Raw genomic sequence first — 16454 nt, forward strand, 5'->3', positions numbered from 1 at the left:
GGCTTTACACTTTTGTAAAGCGCCCAAAATGTATATTAACCAATTGTAAGAGGTTCGTCAAGCATTAAAGTGAATTGGCTAAAATCAAGATTGGCGCGACCGATCGGGTGTTGGCCTTTTAGCCGTTGTCTCGGCTTTGCCGTTTTTCTTCACTTGCTGGAATGCAGTGAACCACTGATTGAGCGTTGCCGGATCGATTTTTAATTCTTGCTGAGCCGCGGTGCTAAACTTCTCCCATGCAGCTTTAGTCGCAGCAGTATCGCCATGAGCGCCACGCGACTCGCGGATGAATTCACCGACCAGCCGACGAAATTTCATCTGCTGCTCGCGATTCATGCGTAAGTAGTCGTGCCGTCCAGTCGTCCCCATCTGCTGAATCCCCGTCAGCTCACGGGCATCACTGTCAATGGTGAAAAACGAACGGATTGGAATCGCGATATAGAGAACGTAAGCAGCTTTCGGAAAGAAGATGGCCAGAACCATAATAGCAGCGATCATTAACACGTTTTCCAGGTTGTGGGTGCCATAAATGCTGGTATAAATCCGTTGCATTTCAGCTTTGTTGCGAGCCTGTTGATGCACGATTGTCCGGGAGATAATCCGAAAAACGGTGATCACTAAAAGGTATAATGCACCGTAAATTTCAACAGAAAGTATTTCAACGTCGCCAGACATCAGACGCGTCAACGCGGGCACCAATGACAGCAAGAATACCAAAATAAACTCCCAGATCACGATGCGCCGCGGAATCCGTTTCACCGTACTAAACAAGGTCGCCTGCTGATACCAGACGTTGGCAACAAAACAAAAACTGACAGCGTAGACACCAACTGCCAAAAAGAAATCGGTAATATGTACATGATTCTGCCAACTTTTCGCTGGCAGTTCAAGCACCATGATCGTGATGATAATCGCAATGATTGCATCAATGAATGTATCAAGACGGTTTTTAAGATCTTTTGAAATCATCTTTGTCCCTCTTATGGCAGTATCGAACGTTCAAAAAAGTCTATCATTTGGCTTCAAATGTGTCACAAAATGAGCGCTGGCTTACGCTTCTTCATAACGCGATCGTTGGCTTAGGAGTCGGCTCACGCTCACCAAAACAAAAAACCGTACCTTTTTAGAGGGCACGGCCTAAACCTAAACAACTAGTGTTTATCGCTGTCACTGTCGTCATCGTCACTATCATCGTCATCATCGCCGGAGAAATCAGCTGTGATGTCGTCGTTATCGTCATCATTGTCGCTGTCATTGTCTCCGAACTCGGCTAGCTGGCCTTCGATGCCATCTGGTAACCCGTCATCCGGGTCGTCATCGCTGTCATCGTCACTTGCAGCAGTTTTGCCGATTTTATCATGAAAAACGGTATGATCATCGTCGTCAAAATCATCGTCATCGTTATCAGCGTCAAGATCTTCATCTTCGGGATCATCGTCGTTGTAATCAATGACATCATCGTCATCTGCTACGTCAGCCAAGAAAGCATTAACTTTCTTGCGCTTCTTACGACGTGGCACTTCTTCTTCATCTTCCGGATGGTTAACTTCTTCATCGACGGAATCGTATGGATACCAAGCGCGCAGGCCCCAAACGTTATCGCCTAAAGAAATGAAGCTGCCATCCACGTTCAGATCCGTGTAGAACTGCGGCAAACGTTCACGAATTTCTTCGTCGCTCTTACCGAGATAAGTCTGGATCTCGTTGGCCAGATCAACGAACGCCATAGTATCCCCTTTTTCTTCGAGGATCTCATGGGCTACTTCGATCATTGATAATTCTGATTTATCGGCATTGGCAAATGCTTTGAGTTTCAACCGATACACGCCCTTTCCAAGTCTTTACAGTCTGTTCTCTATAGTACACGCTCATGCCTTAAATTGCAATCTTAACCGATAATTTCCCAGATGTTGGTGATTTGCGAACAATTCATACTCAACGTAAATCTCCCCTGCCACCGGATCGGTTGTCATGCGGGCATCAATGCGTGGGGTGACTGTTTCCACCGGAATAATGCCATATGGTGTTCGATAGCGCGTCAAAACCCGCTTTTCGTTGGCAAAGAAAAGCTTTAATTGCGTATCGCCATTGCTGCTACCGCGCGAAAGCTGAATATCGCCATCATCGCGCAGTTTCATGGTCACCGGCATACTGGTTCCAGCGTCTTCATCAACTTCTTGATATCGAATATAAAGTGCGTTGCCCATTTGAACCAACGTCCCTGGTTCATCAAAAACATGTGTCTCAGTGTCATCACCTTGCGTGACAAACGTCTCAAGGTGAATTTGAATCGGCACTCCTTGTGAAAGATCCATAATGTCAATCCTTTCTATAACGTATTGTACGCTCACGGGTCAACTCGGTCGAGTTTAAGCAGAGAAAATGTCTTTGTGACTGACGTGTCCTGCCACCTTCGCTATAATATAGGTAATCTACTATTAAGAAAGAGGGCGCACGATGGACCTGACATCGCTGGCCGGACAGCAAGCCGCCATTTTCCAACAGGATTTCACTAAAGAAGAAGCTTCGCTCAGCTTTGCCCATACCAATGCCCTATTAGCACACCCCGAACTCCACCCTCCACTGATGTTGCACTTTTGGACAGCAGAACAGACTGTGATCCTCGGGATGCAGGATTTAAAACTACCGCAATTCGGGCATGCCTTGCCGATTCTCGCCAACGATCATTACGGCGTCTTTGTTCGCAATTCCGGCGGCTTGGCCGTGATTGCTGATAGCGGCGTCTTGAATGTCTCGCTTTTTTTACCTAATGAAGACAACTTGTCCATCGACATGGCCTACGATATGATGACCAGCCTTTTTCGAGACGCATTCGCGAGTTTGCCTATTGCCACTAGCGAAATCATTCATTCATATTGTCCCGGTAAATACGACCTTAGTGTTCACGGACGAAAATTCGCCGGCATGGCTCAGCGGCGCAATCATGCCGGTGTGGTGGTCATGCTATATTGCAGCATCTTCGGTGATCAAAATGCGCGATGCGAGTTGCTGCGCCGCTTCTATCGGGCAGGGCATGCTAGCGCCAGTACGCACTTCAAGTTTCCGATTATTCGCTCTGAAACCATGACCACACTCAGCGATTTGCTGGGCCGCCCGCTGACCCGCAACGAAGCCATTTTAGCACTGCTAAATGCCTTGGCTACTAATGGCATTGCGGCTGATATGAATTCGATGCCGGCCATTTTGCGTGATCCCGTCTACCACAAGGCACTCGCTGCGGCTACTGCGGACCTGCGCAATCGCAATCGGCATTTGTCATAACGCGTTCCTCGGCGCAGAAACCTGCGTGTAAGAACCTTGGTTGCAATGGCCTAAGCCCGAGCCATCACGCCCAAGCCCGCTTACACTCCGGTTTCTACCCGCGCCGACTCGCGCTCACTCAATAAAAATGGGGGAACAGCATGCAATTTGAAAAATTACCGCGCGAAAAAGTCTTTCGCGATCCGGTTCATAATTATATTCACGTACAGCATCGCGTGATTCTTGATCTGATCAATACGCCGGAGTTTCAGCGTTTGCGACGGATTAAGCAGTTAGGCGTATCGGACTATGTGTTCCAAGGAGCCGAGCATACCCGGTTTGCCCATTCATTAGGCGTCTATGAGATTGCCCGTGAAATGTGCGACAATTTTGTCACGAATTACCCTAGCAAGACGCCGGGAGACGGTCTTTGGGATGATCATGAGCGTCCGGTTGTTTTGTGTGCCGCGCTGTTGCATGATATCGGTCATGGTGCCTATTCCCACACGTTTGAGCATATCTTTGGTACCGATCACGAAGCCATCACCCGCGCTATTCTTACGGATCCGCACACCAATGTCAACCGGATTTTGCGTAGTGTCAGTTCGGATTTTCCAGAACGTGTGGCTTCCGTCATCAACCACACTTATCCAAACCCGCAAGTTGTCCAGATGATTTCCAGTCAAATCGATGCTGACCGCATGGATTACCTGTTGCATGACGCTTACTATACTGGCACCAAATATGGTTTGTTCGATTTATCGCGCATTTTACGGGTTATGCGGCCGTATTCGGATGGGATCGCTTATGAGGCCAATGGGATGCACGCGGTTGAAGACTATGTTGTCAGTCGTTTTCAAATGTATCAGCAAGTCTATTTTCACCCGGTATCGCGCGGAATGGAAGTTATTTTGTCCCACCTGTTAAAACGAGCCAAATTTCTTTATGAGTCCGGCCAGTTTGAACCGGGCTTCTCGCCGCGCTTATTGGTGCCATTTTTTGAACAGTCATTTACCTTAAGCGATTATCTCAAGCTGGATGATGGCGTGCTCAATACTTATTTCACTTACTGGCTTGATTATCCAGACAGCATTCTGTGCGACTTTGCCGATCGCTTTCTGAACCGGCGACCACTTAAGTCAGTCACCTTCACCGATCAAACAGCAATGCTCTTACCAAAACTGCGCCATCTAGTGACAGAAGCCGGCTTTGATGCCCAGTACTACACAGCAGAAAATGATAGCTTCGATCTACCATACGATCAATACGATCCCGCCTCCGCCAATCCGAAAACCCAAATCGAAATCATGCAAAAAGACGGCACCCTCGAGGAGTTGTCAACTTTGTCCCCGCTCGTGGCGGCGCTTAGTGGTCGGGCTACCGGTGATAAACGCTTCTATTTTCCAAAAGAAATGCTTGCCACTGAGGACAGCAACCTCTTTTCATCGATTTATGAAAAATTCCAGCAATACCTGCTAAATGGCGGCGTTATTGATCCTCACTTGCACGATTAGTCTTTTCACCTTCAGCGTTTAGGTTGCTGGGCCAGCCATTTAGCAACGGCCCAGCGATGCGTCGGACGCTTGAGTTCCGCCAATGCCAGATCAATGGGCATCAGCATCAACGTGTTGAACGTTTCCAAAGGATCTTGGACAAACGCCAGCTCGTCACAGGCAAAAAAAGTTGCCGGATGATAATACGCGGTTTGCCGATGGTGGGAATAAAAATATTCTGACGACTTGCCCAGTTTTTTGGTCACATGAACCGTCGCGCCAAATTCCTCAAGCAATTCACGCGCCAAAGTTGCCTCAGGCGTTTCACCTTTTTCAACTCCGCCACCCGGTAAAAACAAAGCATGGTTCGGGGCTTGTAAAATTAGCAGTCGTGCACCGCTGTGGTCCGGAATCACGCCATACGCGCCAATTCGGGTGTGATAATCTAATTTAGGATCTTTTCGACCAAACACTGGATCAATCATATGGCATCCCTCCGCTTTTGACCACATTATACCCTAACCAATTTCTAACCTCTACATAAGGAGTCCTTTCGATGACTGTTCAGGAAACGTTATTTGTTTTTTCAATTCCCATCGTGCTGGGAATCATCTTTGCCATCAGCTTTACGGTTGAGCCGCGCCGCCTAATTAATGGTTGGCTGTTCAATCTGTTTGCGGTTGCCTTCCTGTTTACACTCGCTTTAGCCATTTTAGGGTCAAGTAATCTACTGCTGATTTCGGTTGCGGGTACGCTGTTCGTCATCACCGTGCTGATTGTCATTCTCATATTCACCTTACACTTGTTCTGGCTGTTGTGGAATGCTATCTTGGTTTGGCGGCGTGAAGGCCATTCATTGAGCAATATGTTGACACTTTACATCGCTATCGGGTTACTTTTATTGGAGATTGCCGCTTCATTCGGGCGCCGATTTATTCCGGAGCCGATCTACATCACTTTAGCTGTTTTCTTCAGTTTCGGTGGTCTGTATATTTTGCTAACGCTTTACAACTTCCTGACAGTACTCATCCTGTACAATCTGCGACCGCAGCCGCACAACCGCACATTTCTCATTGTGCTCGGTGCTGGCTTACTCCATGGCGATCAGGTTTCACCATTGCTCGCCAGCCGCATTGACACCGCCATCAAGTTTTATCATAAGCAGATTAAAAAAGGACGCCCGGCTCCGCGAATTATATTCTCCGGCGGCAAGGGTAGCGACGAGACAATCTCCGAAGCACTGGCCATGCAGCGCTATGCTTTGGGAAAAGGCATTCCGGAAAAAGACACCCTGTTAGAGGACAAGTCCACAACAACACTGGAAAATATGACTTTTTCCAAGCGCTTGATTACACAGGAAATTGGTGAGGCGCCGTACAAAGCTAGCTTCTTTACCAACAACTACCATCTTTTCCGTGCTGGTATTTATGCCCGCATGGCGGGAATTGATGCCAATGGCGTTGGCGGCAACACCTCCTTTTATTTTCTGCCTAATGCAGTCATCCGCGAATACCTTGCCTTGGTAGTGCTTTACAAACGGCGGCATGTCATTGCGTTTGGCGTGATTGTGTTCATAGCACTTGTCCAACTACTGCGAGGCTGGTAACTGCTGCAAGCCATTTGCGTGCGGAAGCTGGGTTATTTCGATATACTGGATTTAACTGTACCAAGTTTCAAATCATGAGGGGTGTGAGCGATGTTAAAAGAATTCAAAAAATTCATCATGCGCGGTAATGTCTTGGATCTTGCTGTCGGGGTTATCATCGGGAGTGCTTTTACCGGCCTGGTTACCTCCTTGACAAAGAATCTGATCAACCCGATTCTGTCCATATTTGCCGGCAAAACAGATCTGAGCGGTTTGTCATTCACGCTGTTAGGCGCCAAATTTACATATGGCAATTTCCTTAACGACGTGATCAACTTTTTGATCATTGCCTTTGTTGTCTTCTTAATCGTGCGCAGCGTCAACCGCTTCCTCCCTGCCAAGCCGGCAAAACCGACTGGCCCGACACAGACAGCATTACTTGAAGAAATTCGTGACCTTTTGAAGGAAGAGGATGCTAAGACTAAAAATTAACGACTGATCATATGAACATTCATTATGTGTAACAAAAAGCGGTTCAAGGGAGTTGCAAAGCTCACCTGAACCGTTTTTTTGGTCTTCGCTGTTATTCTACAAAAAGTGTGTCAATTGAGTCGCCGCCAAACGTACTTCAGCCATTTGATGAGCAGTGCTCCGATCCAGAGCAACGGGGCAGTCAAAACCAGAAATAACTGAAAGGCAAACCGAACAATGAAAGCACTGATGCGATCGATTCCGCCACTTTCCAATATTGAGGCCATGACTGGCGTCGTACTGTAAATGAAATTCTGATAGACATTCATGTCCTTTTTCATTTCTGCGACGTAATCTTTGGTGGATCGACCGGTAGTCGCCAAGCGTTGTGCGTTACGTTCGATTTTATCGAGAAAACTCGGTGCCACCCCTAACCAGCTCACTAGTAAATAAACGTCGCCGAGTGTCAATCCGACGCTAAGTCCATTCGTCTTTTTCAAGTGAAAGAACAACGTTAATAAGGCATATGCCGCAAATAATCTGATTCGCTTTTGCATAGGCAACAATCCTATCTCTGACGCCAAAGCCGCTGTCAGCAAGCAGATACACATTCGTGTCATTGGTTTATGCGGAAAAAGCGTCTTCACCTTATCTTATTTCAAATGAATCGCTAAAACACCATATTCGACTTCCTGCTGTTTCGAATAAATCCGGTAAGTATCACTAACCATTTTAGCCACTGAATCAGTTGGGGCGCTGCCTACGCTGGTTCCTTGATAATGATCATATAATTGCGCGAAACTGGCGAATTTTTCAAGTTTAGCGACCCGTTTACTCATTTGCTGCTGTGTCACCAAATCTTCAAAAACAATCAGATCACCCACCCGCAGTTGCTGCCGCTTTTGGTCATTTAATCTGATTTCAATAGTCTTGCTGCCTTCTCGTACCAGCTCAAATTGATCGTGCATGAGCCCCATTTTCATATTGTCACCTTCTTTCCGCAAGAATCTGCGCAAATCCTAAACTTTAGCCGAATTCGACAGCCTACGAGCCTTTCCGTTAGGCGCTAGCATTCATATAAGAATGGTCATGTTGGTTGTTTCTCAATTATAATTCAACAAATAAAAAGCCGCATCTCAAATGAAGATGCAGCTTTTGGTTTGCTTTCTTAAGTTATTTCGTAAACCGGTTCTCAAACAACGGCGTCACGGAACGGTTCTCCTGAATCCGCATGATAGCGCGACCCATCAACGGTCCCACGGAAACAACATCGAGTTTGTCAATGTGCTTATCAGCTGGCAAATTAATTGAATCGGTGACAACGACTTTTTCAATGGCTGAGTGGGTTAAGCGTTCCACCGCCGGGCCAGAGAAGATTGCGTGGGTTGCGGCTACCAGAACTTCAGTTGCGCCGGCATCTTTTAAGGCTTGAGCTGCAAGTGTAATGGTTCCGGCAGTATCGATCATGTCATCGATGATGATACATTGCTTCCCAGTCACGTTACCGACAATGTTCATGACCTCGGCAACATTTGGCCGCGGACGCCGCTTGTCGATAATAGCAATTGGTGCTTTAAGGAATTCTGCTAACTTACGGGCGCGGGTAACCCCGCCATGATCGGGTGAAACGACAACGGTGTCGGCACCGTCATAATGATTCCGCAAGAAGTAGTCGGCCAACAAAGGCGCACCCACAAGGTGATCCACTGGAATATCGAAGAAACCTTGAATTTGGGCAGCGTGCAGATCAAGCGCCAGCACACGGGTCGCGCCCGCGCGTTCAAGCATATTGGCAACCAGTTTCGCCGTAATCGGTTCACGTGAACGCGCTTTGCGATCTTGCCGAGCGTAACCGTAATAAGGCATCACAACATTGATGGTGTGGGCAGATGCCCGCCGCAACGCATCAATCATAATCAGCAATTCCATCAAGTTGTCATTCACTGGGCTGGATGTCGACTGGATCAGATAAACATCATCCCCACGAATACTTTCCTCGATGTTGATCTGAATCTCTCCATCGCTAAAACGTTTCACTGAGGATTTCCCCAGCTTGACACCAACCTCAGCAGCAATTTTTTCTGCTAACGGTTTGTTCGAATTCAAGGCAAAAATCTTTAATCTCGGGTCACCGTACTGCTCAGACATATCTTCCTCCACGAATTATTATAGGCTGCGAAAAATTGTTCCACAAAAAGCTTAGCGAATTGACGAAAAAAAGCAAGCACATAAGACGAATTATAACCTAATTCCAATCTGGATCGTTCGCGACCGACAACCGTTTCCAGTAATCCTCTTTCGTCGTTTGGCGGGCACGGGCGATGGCCATTGCATGAAATGGCACGTCTTTAGTAATAGTCGACCCTGCCGCAATAAAGCTATGATCTGCCACTTCAACTGGCGCCACAATATTTGAGTTGGATCCGATAAACGCATGATCGCCGATCGTACTTTGCCACTTTTTAACCCCGTCGTAGTTGACGAATACCACGCCGCATCCAACGTTTATGTCAGTACCGAGTGTTGCATTGCCAACATACGTGAGATGGCCGACCTTAGTACGCGCACCGATTTTGGCCTTCTTAATTTCCACAAAGTTCCCCAGATGGACATATTCGCCGATATCGGCATCCGGCCGCAAATGCGAGTTAGGGCCGATGTCGCTGTGGGCACGCATGATGGCATGCTCAATGGTCGAGCTCGTGACGGTTACATCGTTTTCCAGCGTGGCATCGATGAGTTCGGAATGTGTGCCAATGTGGCAATCCTCACCGATGACGGTTTCACCCTTCAAATAAACGCCGGGTTCAATAACCGTGTCAGCGCCAATCTGAACATCCGTATCAATGTAAGTGGTTGCCGGATCGATCAAGGTAACGCCGCTACGCATATGCTGTTCGTTGATCCGTTGCTGCATGATGCGTGTCGCTTTGGCCAATGCAACGCGATCATTAACGCCTAACGATTCTGTGTAATCCGGCATTTGATAGGCGGCCACTTTTTCCCCGGCTTCACGCAAAATACCAAGAACGTCCGGCAAATAATACTCGCCTTGCGCATTGTTGTTTTTAACCCGATGCAATGCCTTAAACAGCGACTGGTTATCAAAAACGTAAACGCCCGTGTTGATTTCGGAAATGAGCGCTTCTTCCGGAGTGGCATCTTTTTGTTCGACATTCTTAACAACATTGCCATCAGCGTCGCGAATAATCCGGCCATATCCAGTCGGGTCAGGAGCATTGGCCGTCAAAATAGTGGCTTTTGCGCCCTTCGCTTCATGATAGGCAAACAAGTCATTTAACGTTTTCGCGGTAAACAGCGGCGTGTCACCACTCATGATCAGTGTGGAGCCGTCTTTTTGGCCTAATAACGGCTCAGCCTGCAAAACTGCATGGCCAGTACCAAGTTGCTCTTCTTGTAAAACAAATTCAGTCCGGCTGCCAAGCGTTTTCTCAACCGCTTCAGCGCCGTGGCCCACGATTGTCACAATGGCGTCCGGATGAATCGCCCCAACCTGACTCACCACATGCTCAACCATGCTCTTACCACAAACCGGCTGTAAAACTTTATAATATTTCGACTTCATCCGCGTCCCCTTACCGGCCGCAAGAATGATGGTGAATTTCTTTGACATGCTAATGCTCCATTCCTAATTGTCTTATTTCATAATAGACCAGCGTGGCAGGGGAGACAACAAGTGAGCGTGAACTGGGCCGGTTAGAAACCGAAACATAAGCGGACTCAAGCCTAAATGGCTGGTCGTTGGCCATTTAGCTTGAGGTCACTGACATTCCGCCCCCTAACCACGCCAGTTCACGCTCACGCAAAAAGCAGATCCGCCTGCGCACGGATCTGCTTCCAAAAACTGCCGTCACTGCTCGTCATCAGCGGTGTGTTGCTTAACATCAGCCGAAACTTTTAATGTACTAATCTGAGTGGTATCCGCCCACGCATCGTAGAAGAAGCGATAATGCCGCGTGAACGTTTCCCAAATGAAATTGAGAACAACCAGGACCGATATTAAGCCAAAGAATCCCAATGCGGCAAGATTGATCTCAGTCTGATGTCCTAAAACAACATACTCAATCAAAAAATTGCTAGCGCCAATCAGACTTGAATAAGCTAGGCCATATAACAAAGCTTCCCGCAACAGAAGTCGCCAAAAACCAACCGGACGGCCATCAGTACGAACAATTTTAATCCGAACCAAGCTCTTGCCTAAGGTTTTCCCATCATTAAAGACTGGCCAGATAACGAAAACAAAGAACAGTGGCAAAACCATTTCGCTCAAGAAATCCGGCAACTGTGCCCACCCAAGTAAGCGGAACAAAAACCTGATCATCAAGCTAACGATGGTGCTTAATATCATAAAATCAATAAAAAAAGCAACTAGGCGGCGCATCAACGTCACCCGAACACCGCGCGCCTGACTTTTGGCATCCATCGTATCCCGAGACGGTAACGCCTGCATGAGAATGGGAGCCAAAACACCACCGATCAAGCCGCCAGTAGTATTAAGAATCAGATCATCCACATCAAACAGTCGATACGGCCGTGGATAGAAGCCATACAGCCCTGACAACTGGGTCAGTTCAAAGAAAAGACTCAAGCCAAAGCTCATTATGATGATCTGCGGCACACTGCGTTTAAAATAATAGCGCAGATAAAAACCAAAGGGGATCGTCAAGACGATGTTAAAGAATGGCTGGATAAACGCGGATTGTTTCAACGCCGCCAACCATGTGTGCGGATTGGTCGGAGAAAAGACCGTCGTGTGAATAAAGTAGCGCAAAGCCATGAACGGAATCAGATTATATTTTGGTCCGGTAAACTGCGCAACTGCCTCGCGTGACGGGAGCGGTAAGATAATCAGAAAATAAGCTGATAACAGGTAAAATATGAACGAATAGATCACGATCGCCCGCCACCAGCTAAACGCACCGTAACGCCGATAAACAATCACCAGAAACGGTAGCGCAAGCACTAATGCTAAAAACGGGAACGTGATCAGTGCCGTTTTAACCGGTCCGAGGTAAGCACTCATTGATGGCTCACCTCAAGCAGCTGCTGATTCTGACTAAGAAAGTTCCCGGCGGTGGCATGGAGGGTGTTCGCCTTGGTGTCAACCTTATCAACCCGAATCAGTGATGTATATTCATTGACCATCCGATCACCATCGAACTTGCCTTCTGCAAAGACGGTGATGCCAACCATTTCGGCATTAAATTCGTCAATCAACGCCTTCATGCCATTGACCGTGCCACCGCCTTTCATGAAATCGTCGACAATCAGTACCCGCGAATTTGCCGGAAGACTACGCTTGCTCAGCTCCATTTTCTCGATCCGCGCCGAGGACCCGGAGACATAGTTGACGGAAACAGTCGAGCCTTCAGTAATTTTGGAATCGCGTCGGACGATGACAAACGGCACATTCAGATACTGGCTAACACTTTGGGCAATGGGAATACCCTTGGTCGCAACGGTCATCACCGCGTCGACCTTGGCATCGCGATACTGGGTGGCAATCAACCGGCCAATTTGTCGTAACACACTAGGCGTCCCGAGCAAATCCGAAAGATAAACATAGCCACCTGGCAACAGGCGATCAGTTTCCGACAGCCGCTTAGCCATGGCAGCAATAAACTTCTCGGCCTCATCTTCGCCCATGATCGGGATGTACCGCACACCGCCGGCCGCTCCCGGAACCGTCTCAAGAATTCCGGTTTGTCGTTGCGCAAAGGTCCGTCTTACAATTGCCAGGTCCTCACTAATCGAGGATTTGGCACTTTCATACCGCTTAGAAAAAAAAGTCAACGGTATCAGCGTATGCGGCCGTTCTAACAAGTACCGGGTCATATCGATCAAGCGATCACTGCGTCTTACTTTCATTTGTTCCGCTCCTAACTCCGAATATTTAGCCTAATGCTAACATTCCGTGATAATCTTACCAAGTATAAATGCTTTTGCCGAAAATTTCGACCCTTTTAATCGAATTTCTCACCGAACGTTCGCATTTGTTCATTTTTACGTCTCTCACCTTACAAGTCGTATCAGTGGTCTCCCGCCTCATTCTATATTAGAATGGTTATAAAGAGAGGTAGGGAAAAGTATGAATGCTTTTGAATTACACCATATGACTTTTGCGCCAACAAAAACGGCTATCCTAAATGACATCAATCTGGATATTCCTTGGGGAATTGATCTTACCATTGCCGGGCACTCCGGGTCTGGCAAAAGTACGCTGCTGCGCCTGCTTGCCACGCTACTGACGCCGACAAGTGGCACGATTCTATACAATGGTAAGCCTCAGTCTGATTACGATCCAATTCTGTATCGGCGCGAAGTATCTTATTGCGCCCAGCAACCTGCCTTGTTTGGTGCCACTGTGGCCGATGATCTACGTTTTCCATTCACGATTCGCAACACTGAAATGCCGCGTGAGCAAGCTGAAGCCGCGCTGGAAAGCGTCGATCTGGCGAAAACCATGCTCGACGCACCAACACAAAACCTGTCCGGCGGTGAACGACAGCGCGTTGCTTTATTGCGTCATCTATTCTTTCCGCCTAAAGTCCTGCTGCTGGATGAGGTCACGACCGGATTGGATCCGGACACAAAAGCTGTGATCCACAACCTGTTGGACCGCCAAAACAAAAAGGGGATTACCCTTGTCAGCGTGACTCATGACGAAAGCGAATTGCACATGGCAAAGAATCTCATGACGTTGGTAGACGGCCAATTTGAGGAGGTAACGCTAGCATGAATAGTCAGTTAATTGTATCACCTCTGGCACTGCTACTGGCGCTCATCCTAGTCGTCATTGCGCTGGCCATCAATCTTAAAGAAGCGTTGGGGATGACCCAAGATCTGATCGTCGGTGTCGTGCGTGCGGTCATTCAGCTAACGGTTGTCGGCTTTGTTTTGACCTATATTATTAAAGTCAACACGGTTTGGTTAACGCTAGCCATGGTGGCCATCATTATTTTCAACGCTGCGTGGAACGCCAAAAAGCGTGCCGGCACCATTCCCGATGCGTTTGTCACTAGCTTGCTGGCCGTTACGACAGCAACCGGGCTCACGCTGATTATGCTGGTTTCCGTCCGCGCCATTCGCTTCATTCCTGCACAAATTGTCCCAATCAGCGGCATGATTGCCAGTAACGTCATGGTAGCGACCGGCTTGGCATACCGCAGCCTCAACACCGAATTCACGGATTTGCGACCGCAAGTCCTCGAGCGTCTTGCCCTGGGAGCCAACCTTAAACAAGCCAGTCAAAAACTCATCGTCAACGCCATTAAAACCGGCATGGCGCCAACAATCGATTCAGCAAAAACGGTCGGGCTGGTCAGCTTGCCCGGCATGATGTCCGGTCTGATCTTTGCCGGCATTGATCCAACAAAAGCCATTATGTACCAGATCATGGTCACCTTTATGTTACTGGGCGCCACGAGTCTCGGCAGCTTCATTGCCGTTTATCGCAGTTATCCACGCTTTTATAATGATCAAAAGCAATTACGATAATCATTAGCCAGTTCGCATCAAACAAGCATAAAAAGTTGCTGTAGAAGTAAAGTCAAATTACTTCTGCAGCAATTTTTTTAATTCCAAAATGCTGAGCGTTCAGTAAGGATTTTCCATCTTGTTATCCGGCAAGAACGGGCCATATTCGACTTGAATGGTCGTGTGTGCGATGTCAAAACTCTCACGCAGCGACAGGCTCAAGGCGTCTAGAAAGGCGTCGTTGCCTTCAGGTGTCGTTCGAACCACATGGACCGTCAGCGCGACATCGGTTGTGCTGAGTGCCCAGATGTGCAGATCGTGGCACGAGGCAACTGTCGGATAGGCATCGACCAAGGTTTTGACGGCAATCGGATCAATTTCCTTGGGAACGGCCGCCATGGCGAGGTTGACAGCATCCCGCAATAGGTTCCAGGTACCAATCAAGACCATAATGGCGACCACAATGGACATGACCGGATCAAGCCATTCCCAGCCCGTCAGCATAATCAACCCCCCGGCGAACACAACGCCCAACGAAACGCCGGCGTCGGCTGCCATGTGCATGAACGCACCGCGAATATTCAAATCGTGTTGCGAGCCACTGTGGAAAAGGATTGCAGTTGCGCCGTTGACCAAAATCCCCACTCCGGCAACCAGCATCATCCAGCCGCCTTCAACCGGCGCATTTTGCGACAGACGGGTGATCGCTTCGACAATGATCGCGCCCATTGCCACTAGCAAAAAGGCTGCATTTGCCAAAGCGGCCAGAATCGATGAACTTTTGTAACCATATGTACGCTGAACGGTCGGATGGCGATTGGATAGCCACTCGGCAAACCACGCCAACCCTAAGCCTAAAACATCGCTCATATTGTGAATCGCATCGGCAACCAACGCAACCGAACCAATCCCGATCCCAAAAGCAATTTCCGCAATAATGTAAACCAGATTAAGCAAAATACCCCAAAAAAACGCCTTGTTTGGCTGAACCTGTTCCATATCGTCAATGCCTCATTTCTTCCCCCATCATGGTTTAGTGATCCCTAAAAATCAACCCCTAAGCCTACGACCATTTGCTGGCAAACAAAACGGCCGCAACAAATATACTTCCCTGCAAAAACCTTTCATGCTGTTGTAAACGCGCATTGCCCGCGAATGCTTTTGGCAAAGGCCAAAAACGGTCGGGCCGCTGCCGGACATCTGGGCAATCTCGGCGCCATACTTCTCTAGCCGGTGTTTAAGCGCCGTCATCTCGGGGTACCGACTGGCCGTAATTTTCTCCAGACTATTCCCCATGCCGCTGATCATTTGATTAAAATCATGGTTCTGAATCCCGGCGACAACACGTTGGGTCTTCGGATGTTCAAGCCCGGCTTGATAGTTGATAGCATTAAGAATGCTCGGTGTCGACACCGATACCCGCGGCTTGGCAAGGACGACCCAAAAATTGGGTAAGCTACCCAACGGCGTCACAACATCCCCGCGTCCCGTGACCAACGCCGTCTCCGAATAAACGCAATACGGAACATCGCTATCCACACTTAGTCCAATCCGCGCCAATTGCGAACGACTATAGCCTAACTTCCAAAGCGAATTCAAGCCGCGTAACACGGCAGCAGCGTCACTTGATCCGCCCCCCAGTCCAGCCGCAACTGGAATATGCTTTTCAATATGAATCCGCGCCCCTTGGCGGATATTGGCATGACGCTGTAACGCCACTGCCGCTTTATAGGCCAGATTACGCGGATCCTCCGGTAAAAAGCCGCTGTCCGTGGAAACCTTGATCGTGAGGTTCGGCTGAATCGTCACATAATCAGCCAAGTCAACTGATGTCATGACCATCTGCCACTCATGCTCGCCGTCAGCATGACGATACAAAGCATCCAGGCTGAGATTAATCTTGGCCGGTGCCTTTTCGATTAGTTCCATCTAACCACCAGTCTCTGGTGATGCATGGATTTGTAGCTCATATCTGGCCGCCACAAACGCCGTTGCATGCATCTTCCGTATAGTTATTTTTAGTATACTGTTTTGTGTTGTGATTTTCATTGCCGGATTTTAAAAACAGCGTTAGAAGTTAACGGCAAGCAAAAGGCCCTGATGCAAAATGCATCAGGGCCTCCCGAAATAACGATTTAATCGTCGGT

At 48.2% G+C, this 16454-nt stretch carries 18 protein-coding genes; 6 read left to right on the forward strand and 12 right to left on the reverse strand.

Annotated elements, in window-relative coordinates; genetic code table 11:
• Positions 1-84: 84 nt before the first annotated feature.
• The 3 genes from BVJ53_RS03465 to BVJ53_RS03475 all read right to left on the reverse strand — a co-directional run bounded on the left by BVJ53_RS03465 (position 85) and on the right by BVJ53_RS03475 (position 2315).
• Entirely contained in the window at positions 85-969 is an 885-nt protein-coding gene (locus BVJ53_RS03465; RefSeq protein ID WP_129301166.1) for a TMEM175 family protein, read from the reverse strand.
• Positions 970-1151: 182 nt separating this feature from the next.
• Complete coding sequence (rpoE, locus tag BVJ53_RS03470; protein WP_129301167.1) at positions 1152-1817, reverse strand: DNA-directed RNA polymerase subunit delta; 666 nt, start codon at positions 1815-1817, stop codon at positions 1152-1154.
• 51 nt (positions 1818-1868) lie between these two features.
• Positions 1869-2315, reverse strand: coding sequence for a YwiB family protein (locus BVJ53_RS03475; protein ID WP_010490984.1), 447 nt, complete (start codon positions 2313-2315; stop codon positions 1869-1871).
• 142 nt (positions 2316-2457) lie between these two features.
• On the opposite strand from BVJ53_RS03475, the gene BVJ53_RS03480 reads away from it, so the two are divergent.
• Positions 2458-3282, forward strand: a complete 825-nt coding sequence (locus tag BVJ53_RS03480; RefSeq protein ID WP_129301168.1) for a lipoate--protein ligase family protein — start codon at positions 2458-2460, stop codon at positions 3280-3282.
• Between the two features lie 140 nt (positions 3283-3422).
• Positions 3423-4775, forward strand: a complete 1353-nt coding sequence (locus BVJ53_RS03490) for an HD domain-containing protein (protein ID WP_129301169.1) — start codon at positions 3423-3425, stop codon at positions 4773-4775.
• An 11-nt stretch (positions 4776-4786) separates the two neighbouring features.
• Here BVJ53_RS03490 and BVJ53_RS03495 read toward each other — a convergent pair whose 3' ends face one another.
• The gene (locus BVJ53_RS03495; protein ID WP_129301170.1) at positions 4787-5239 is read right to left on the reverse strand and encodes an NUDIX hydrolase; all 453 of its coding nucleotides are present in this window, start codon (positions 5237-5239) and stop codon (positions 4787-4789) included.
• A gap of 71 nt (positions 5240-5310) precedes the next feature.
• Here BVJ53_RS03495 and BVJ53_RS03500 point away from each other — a divergent pair, with 71 nt between their 5' ends.
• Both BVJ53_RS03500 and mscL read left to right on the forward strand, forming a co-directional pair.
• Complete coding sequence (locus BVJ53_RS03500) at positions 5311-6360, forward strand: YdcF family protein (protein WP_129301171.1); 1050 nt, start codon at positions 5311-5313, stop codon at positions 6358-6360.
• Between the two features lie 90 nt (positions 6361-6450).
• On the forward strand, positions 6451-6831 hold the full coding sequence (gene mscL / locus BVJ53_RS03505) for a large-conductance mechanosensitive channel protein MscL (RefSeq protein ID WP_129301172.1): 381 nt from the start codon (positions 6451-6453) through the stop codon (positions 6829-6831).
• A 110-nt stretch (positions 6832-6941) separates the two neighbouring features.
• Here mscL and BVJ53_RS03510 read toward each other — a convergent pair whose 3' ends face one another.
• The 6 genes from BVJ53_RS03510 to purR all read right to left on the reverse strand — a co-directional run bounded on the left by BVJ53_RS03510 (position 6942) and on the right by purR (position 12699).
• Positions 6942-7367: a hypothetical protein gene (locus BVJ53_RS03510; RefSeq protein ID WP_129301173.1), complete on the reverse strand. Its 426-nt coding sequence runs from the start codon at positions 7365-7367 to the stop codon at positions 6942-6944.
• 96 nt (positions 7368-7463) lie between these two features.
• Positions 7464-7793, reverse strand: a complete 330-nt coding sequence (locus BVJ53_RS03515; RefSeq protein ID WP_129301174.1) for an ASCH domain-containing protein — start codon at positions 7791-7793, stop codon at positions 7464-7466.
• 190 nt (positions 7794-7983) lie between these two features.
• Complete coding sequence (locus BVJ53_RS03520) at positions 7984-8958, reverse strand: ribose-phosphate diphosphokinase (protein ID WP_129301175.1); 975 nt, start codon at positions 8956-8958, stop codon at positions 7984-7986.
• A 97-nt stretch (positions 8959-9055) separates the two neighbouring features.
• Positions 9056-10444, reverse strand: coding sequence for a bifunctional UDP-N-acetylglucosamine diphosphorylase/glucosamine-1-phosphate N-acetyltransferase GlmU (gene glmU / locus BVJ53_RS03525; protein WP_129301176.1), 1389 nt, complete (start codon positions 10442-10444; stop codon positions 9056-9058).
• 237 nt (positions 10445-10681) lie between these two features.
• Positions 10682-11854: a VanZ family protein gene (locus BVJ53_RS03530; protein WP_129301177.1), complete on the reverse strand. Its 1173-nt coding sequence runs from the start codon at positions 11852-11854 to the stop codon at positions 10682-10684.
• A complete protein-coding gene (gene purR / locus BVJ53_RS03535) occupies positions 11851-12699 on the reverse strand; it encodes a pur operon repressor (protein ID WP_010490963.1) in 849 nt (282 codons plus the stop codon). The genes BVJ53_RS03530 and purR overlap by 4 nt, the downstream gene beginning before the upstream one ends.
• Before the next feature lie 220 nt (positions 12700-12919).
• Here purR and BVJ53_RS03540 point away from each other — a divergent pair, with 220 nt between their 5' ends.
• Positions 12920-13570 carry an ABC transporter ATP-binding protein gene (locus BVJ53_RS03540; RefSeq protein WP_129301178.1) on the forward strand — a complete coding sequence of 217 codons (651 nt, stop codon included), beginning with the start codon at positions 12920-12922 and terminating at the stop codon, positions 13568-13570.
• Positions 13567-14328 carry an ABC transporter permease gene (locus tag BVJ53_RS03545; protein ID WP_129301179.1) on the forward strand — a complete coding sequence of 254 codons (762 nt, stop codon included), beginning with the start codon at positions 13567-13569 and terminating at the stop codon, positions 14326-14328. The genes BVJ53_RS03540 and BVJ53_RS03545 overlap by 4 nt, the downstream gene beginning before the upstream one ends.
• Positions 14329-14427: 99 nt before the next feature.
• On the opposite strand, the gene BVJ53_RS03550 is transcribed toward BVJ53_RS03545, so the two are convergent.
• Both BVJ53_RS03550 and ispE read right to left on the reverse strand, forming a co-directional pair.
• Positions 14428-15306 (reverse strand): cation diffusion facilitator family transporter, encoded by an 879-nt coding sequence (locus tag BVJ53_RS03550; RefSeq protein WP_129301180.1) that lies wholly within the window; start codon positions 15304-15306, stop codon positions 14428-14430.
• Between the two features lie 51 nt (positions 15307-15357).
• A complete protein-coding gene (gene ispE / locus BVJ53_RS03555; protein ID WP_129301181.1) occupies positions 15358-16236 on the reverse strand; it encodes a 4-(cytidine 5'-diphospho)-2-C-methyl-D-erythritol kinase in 879 nt (292 codons plus the stop codon).
• Positions 16237-16454 lie beyond the last annotated feature (218 nt).

It is taken from the genome of Lacticaseibacillus chiayiensis (assembly GCF_004123795.1).
GTDB classification, from domain to species: domain Bacteria; phylum Bacillota; class Bacilli; order Lactobacillales; family Lactobacillaceae; genus Lacticaseibacillus; species Lacticaseibacillus chiayiensis.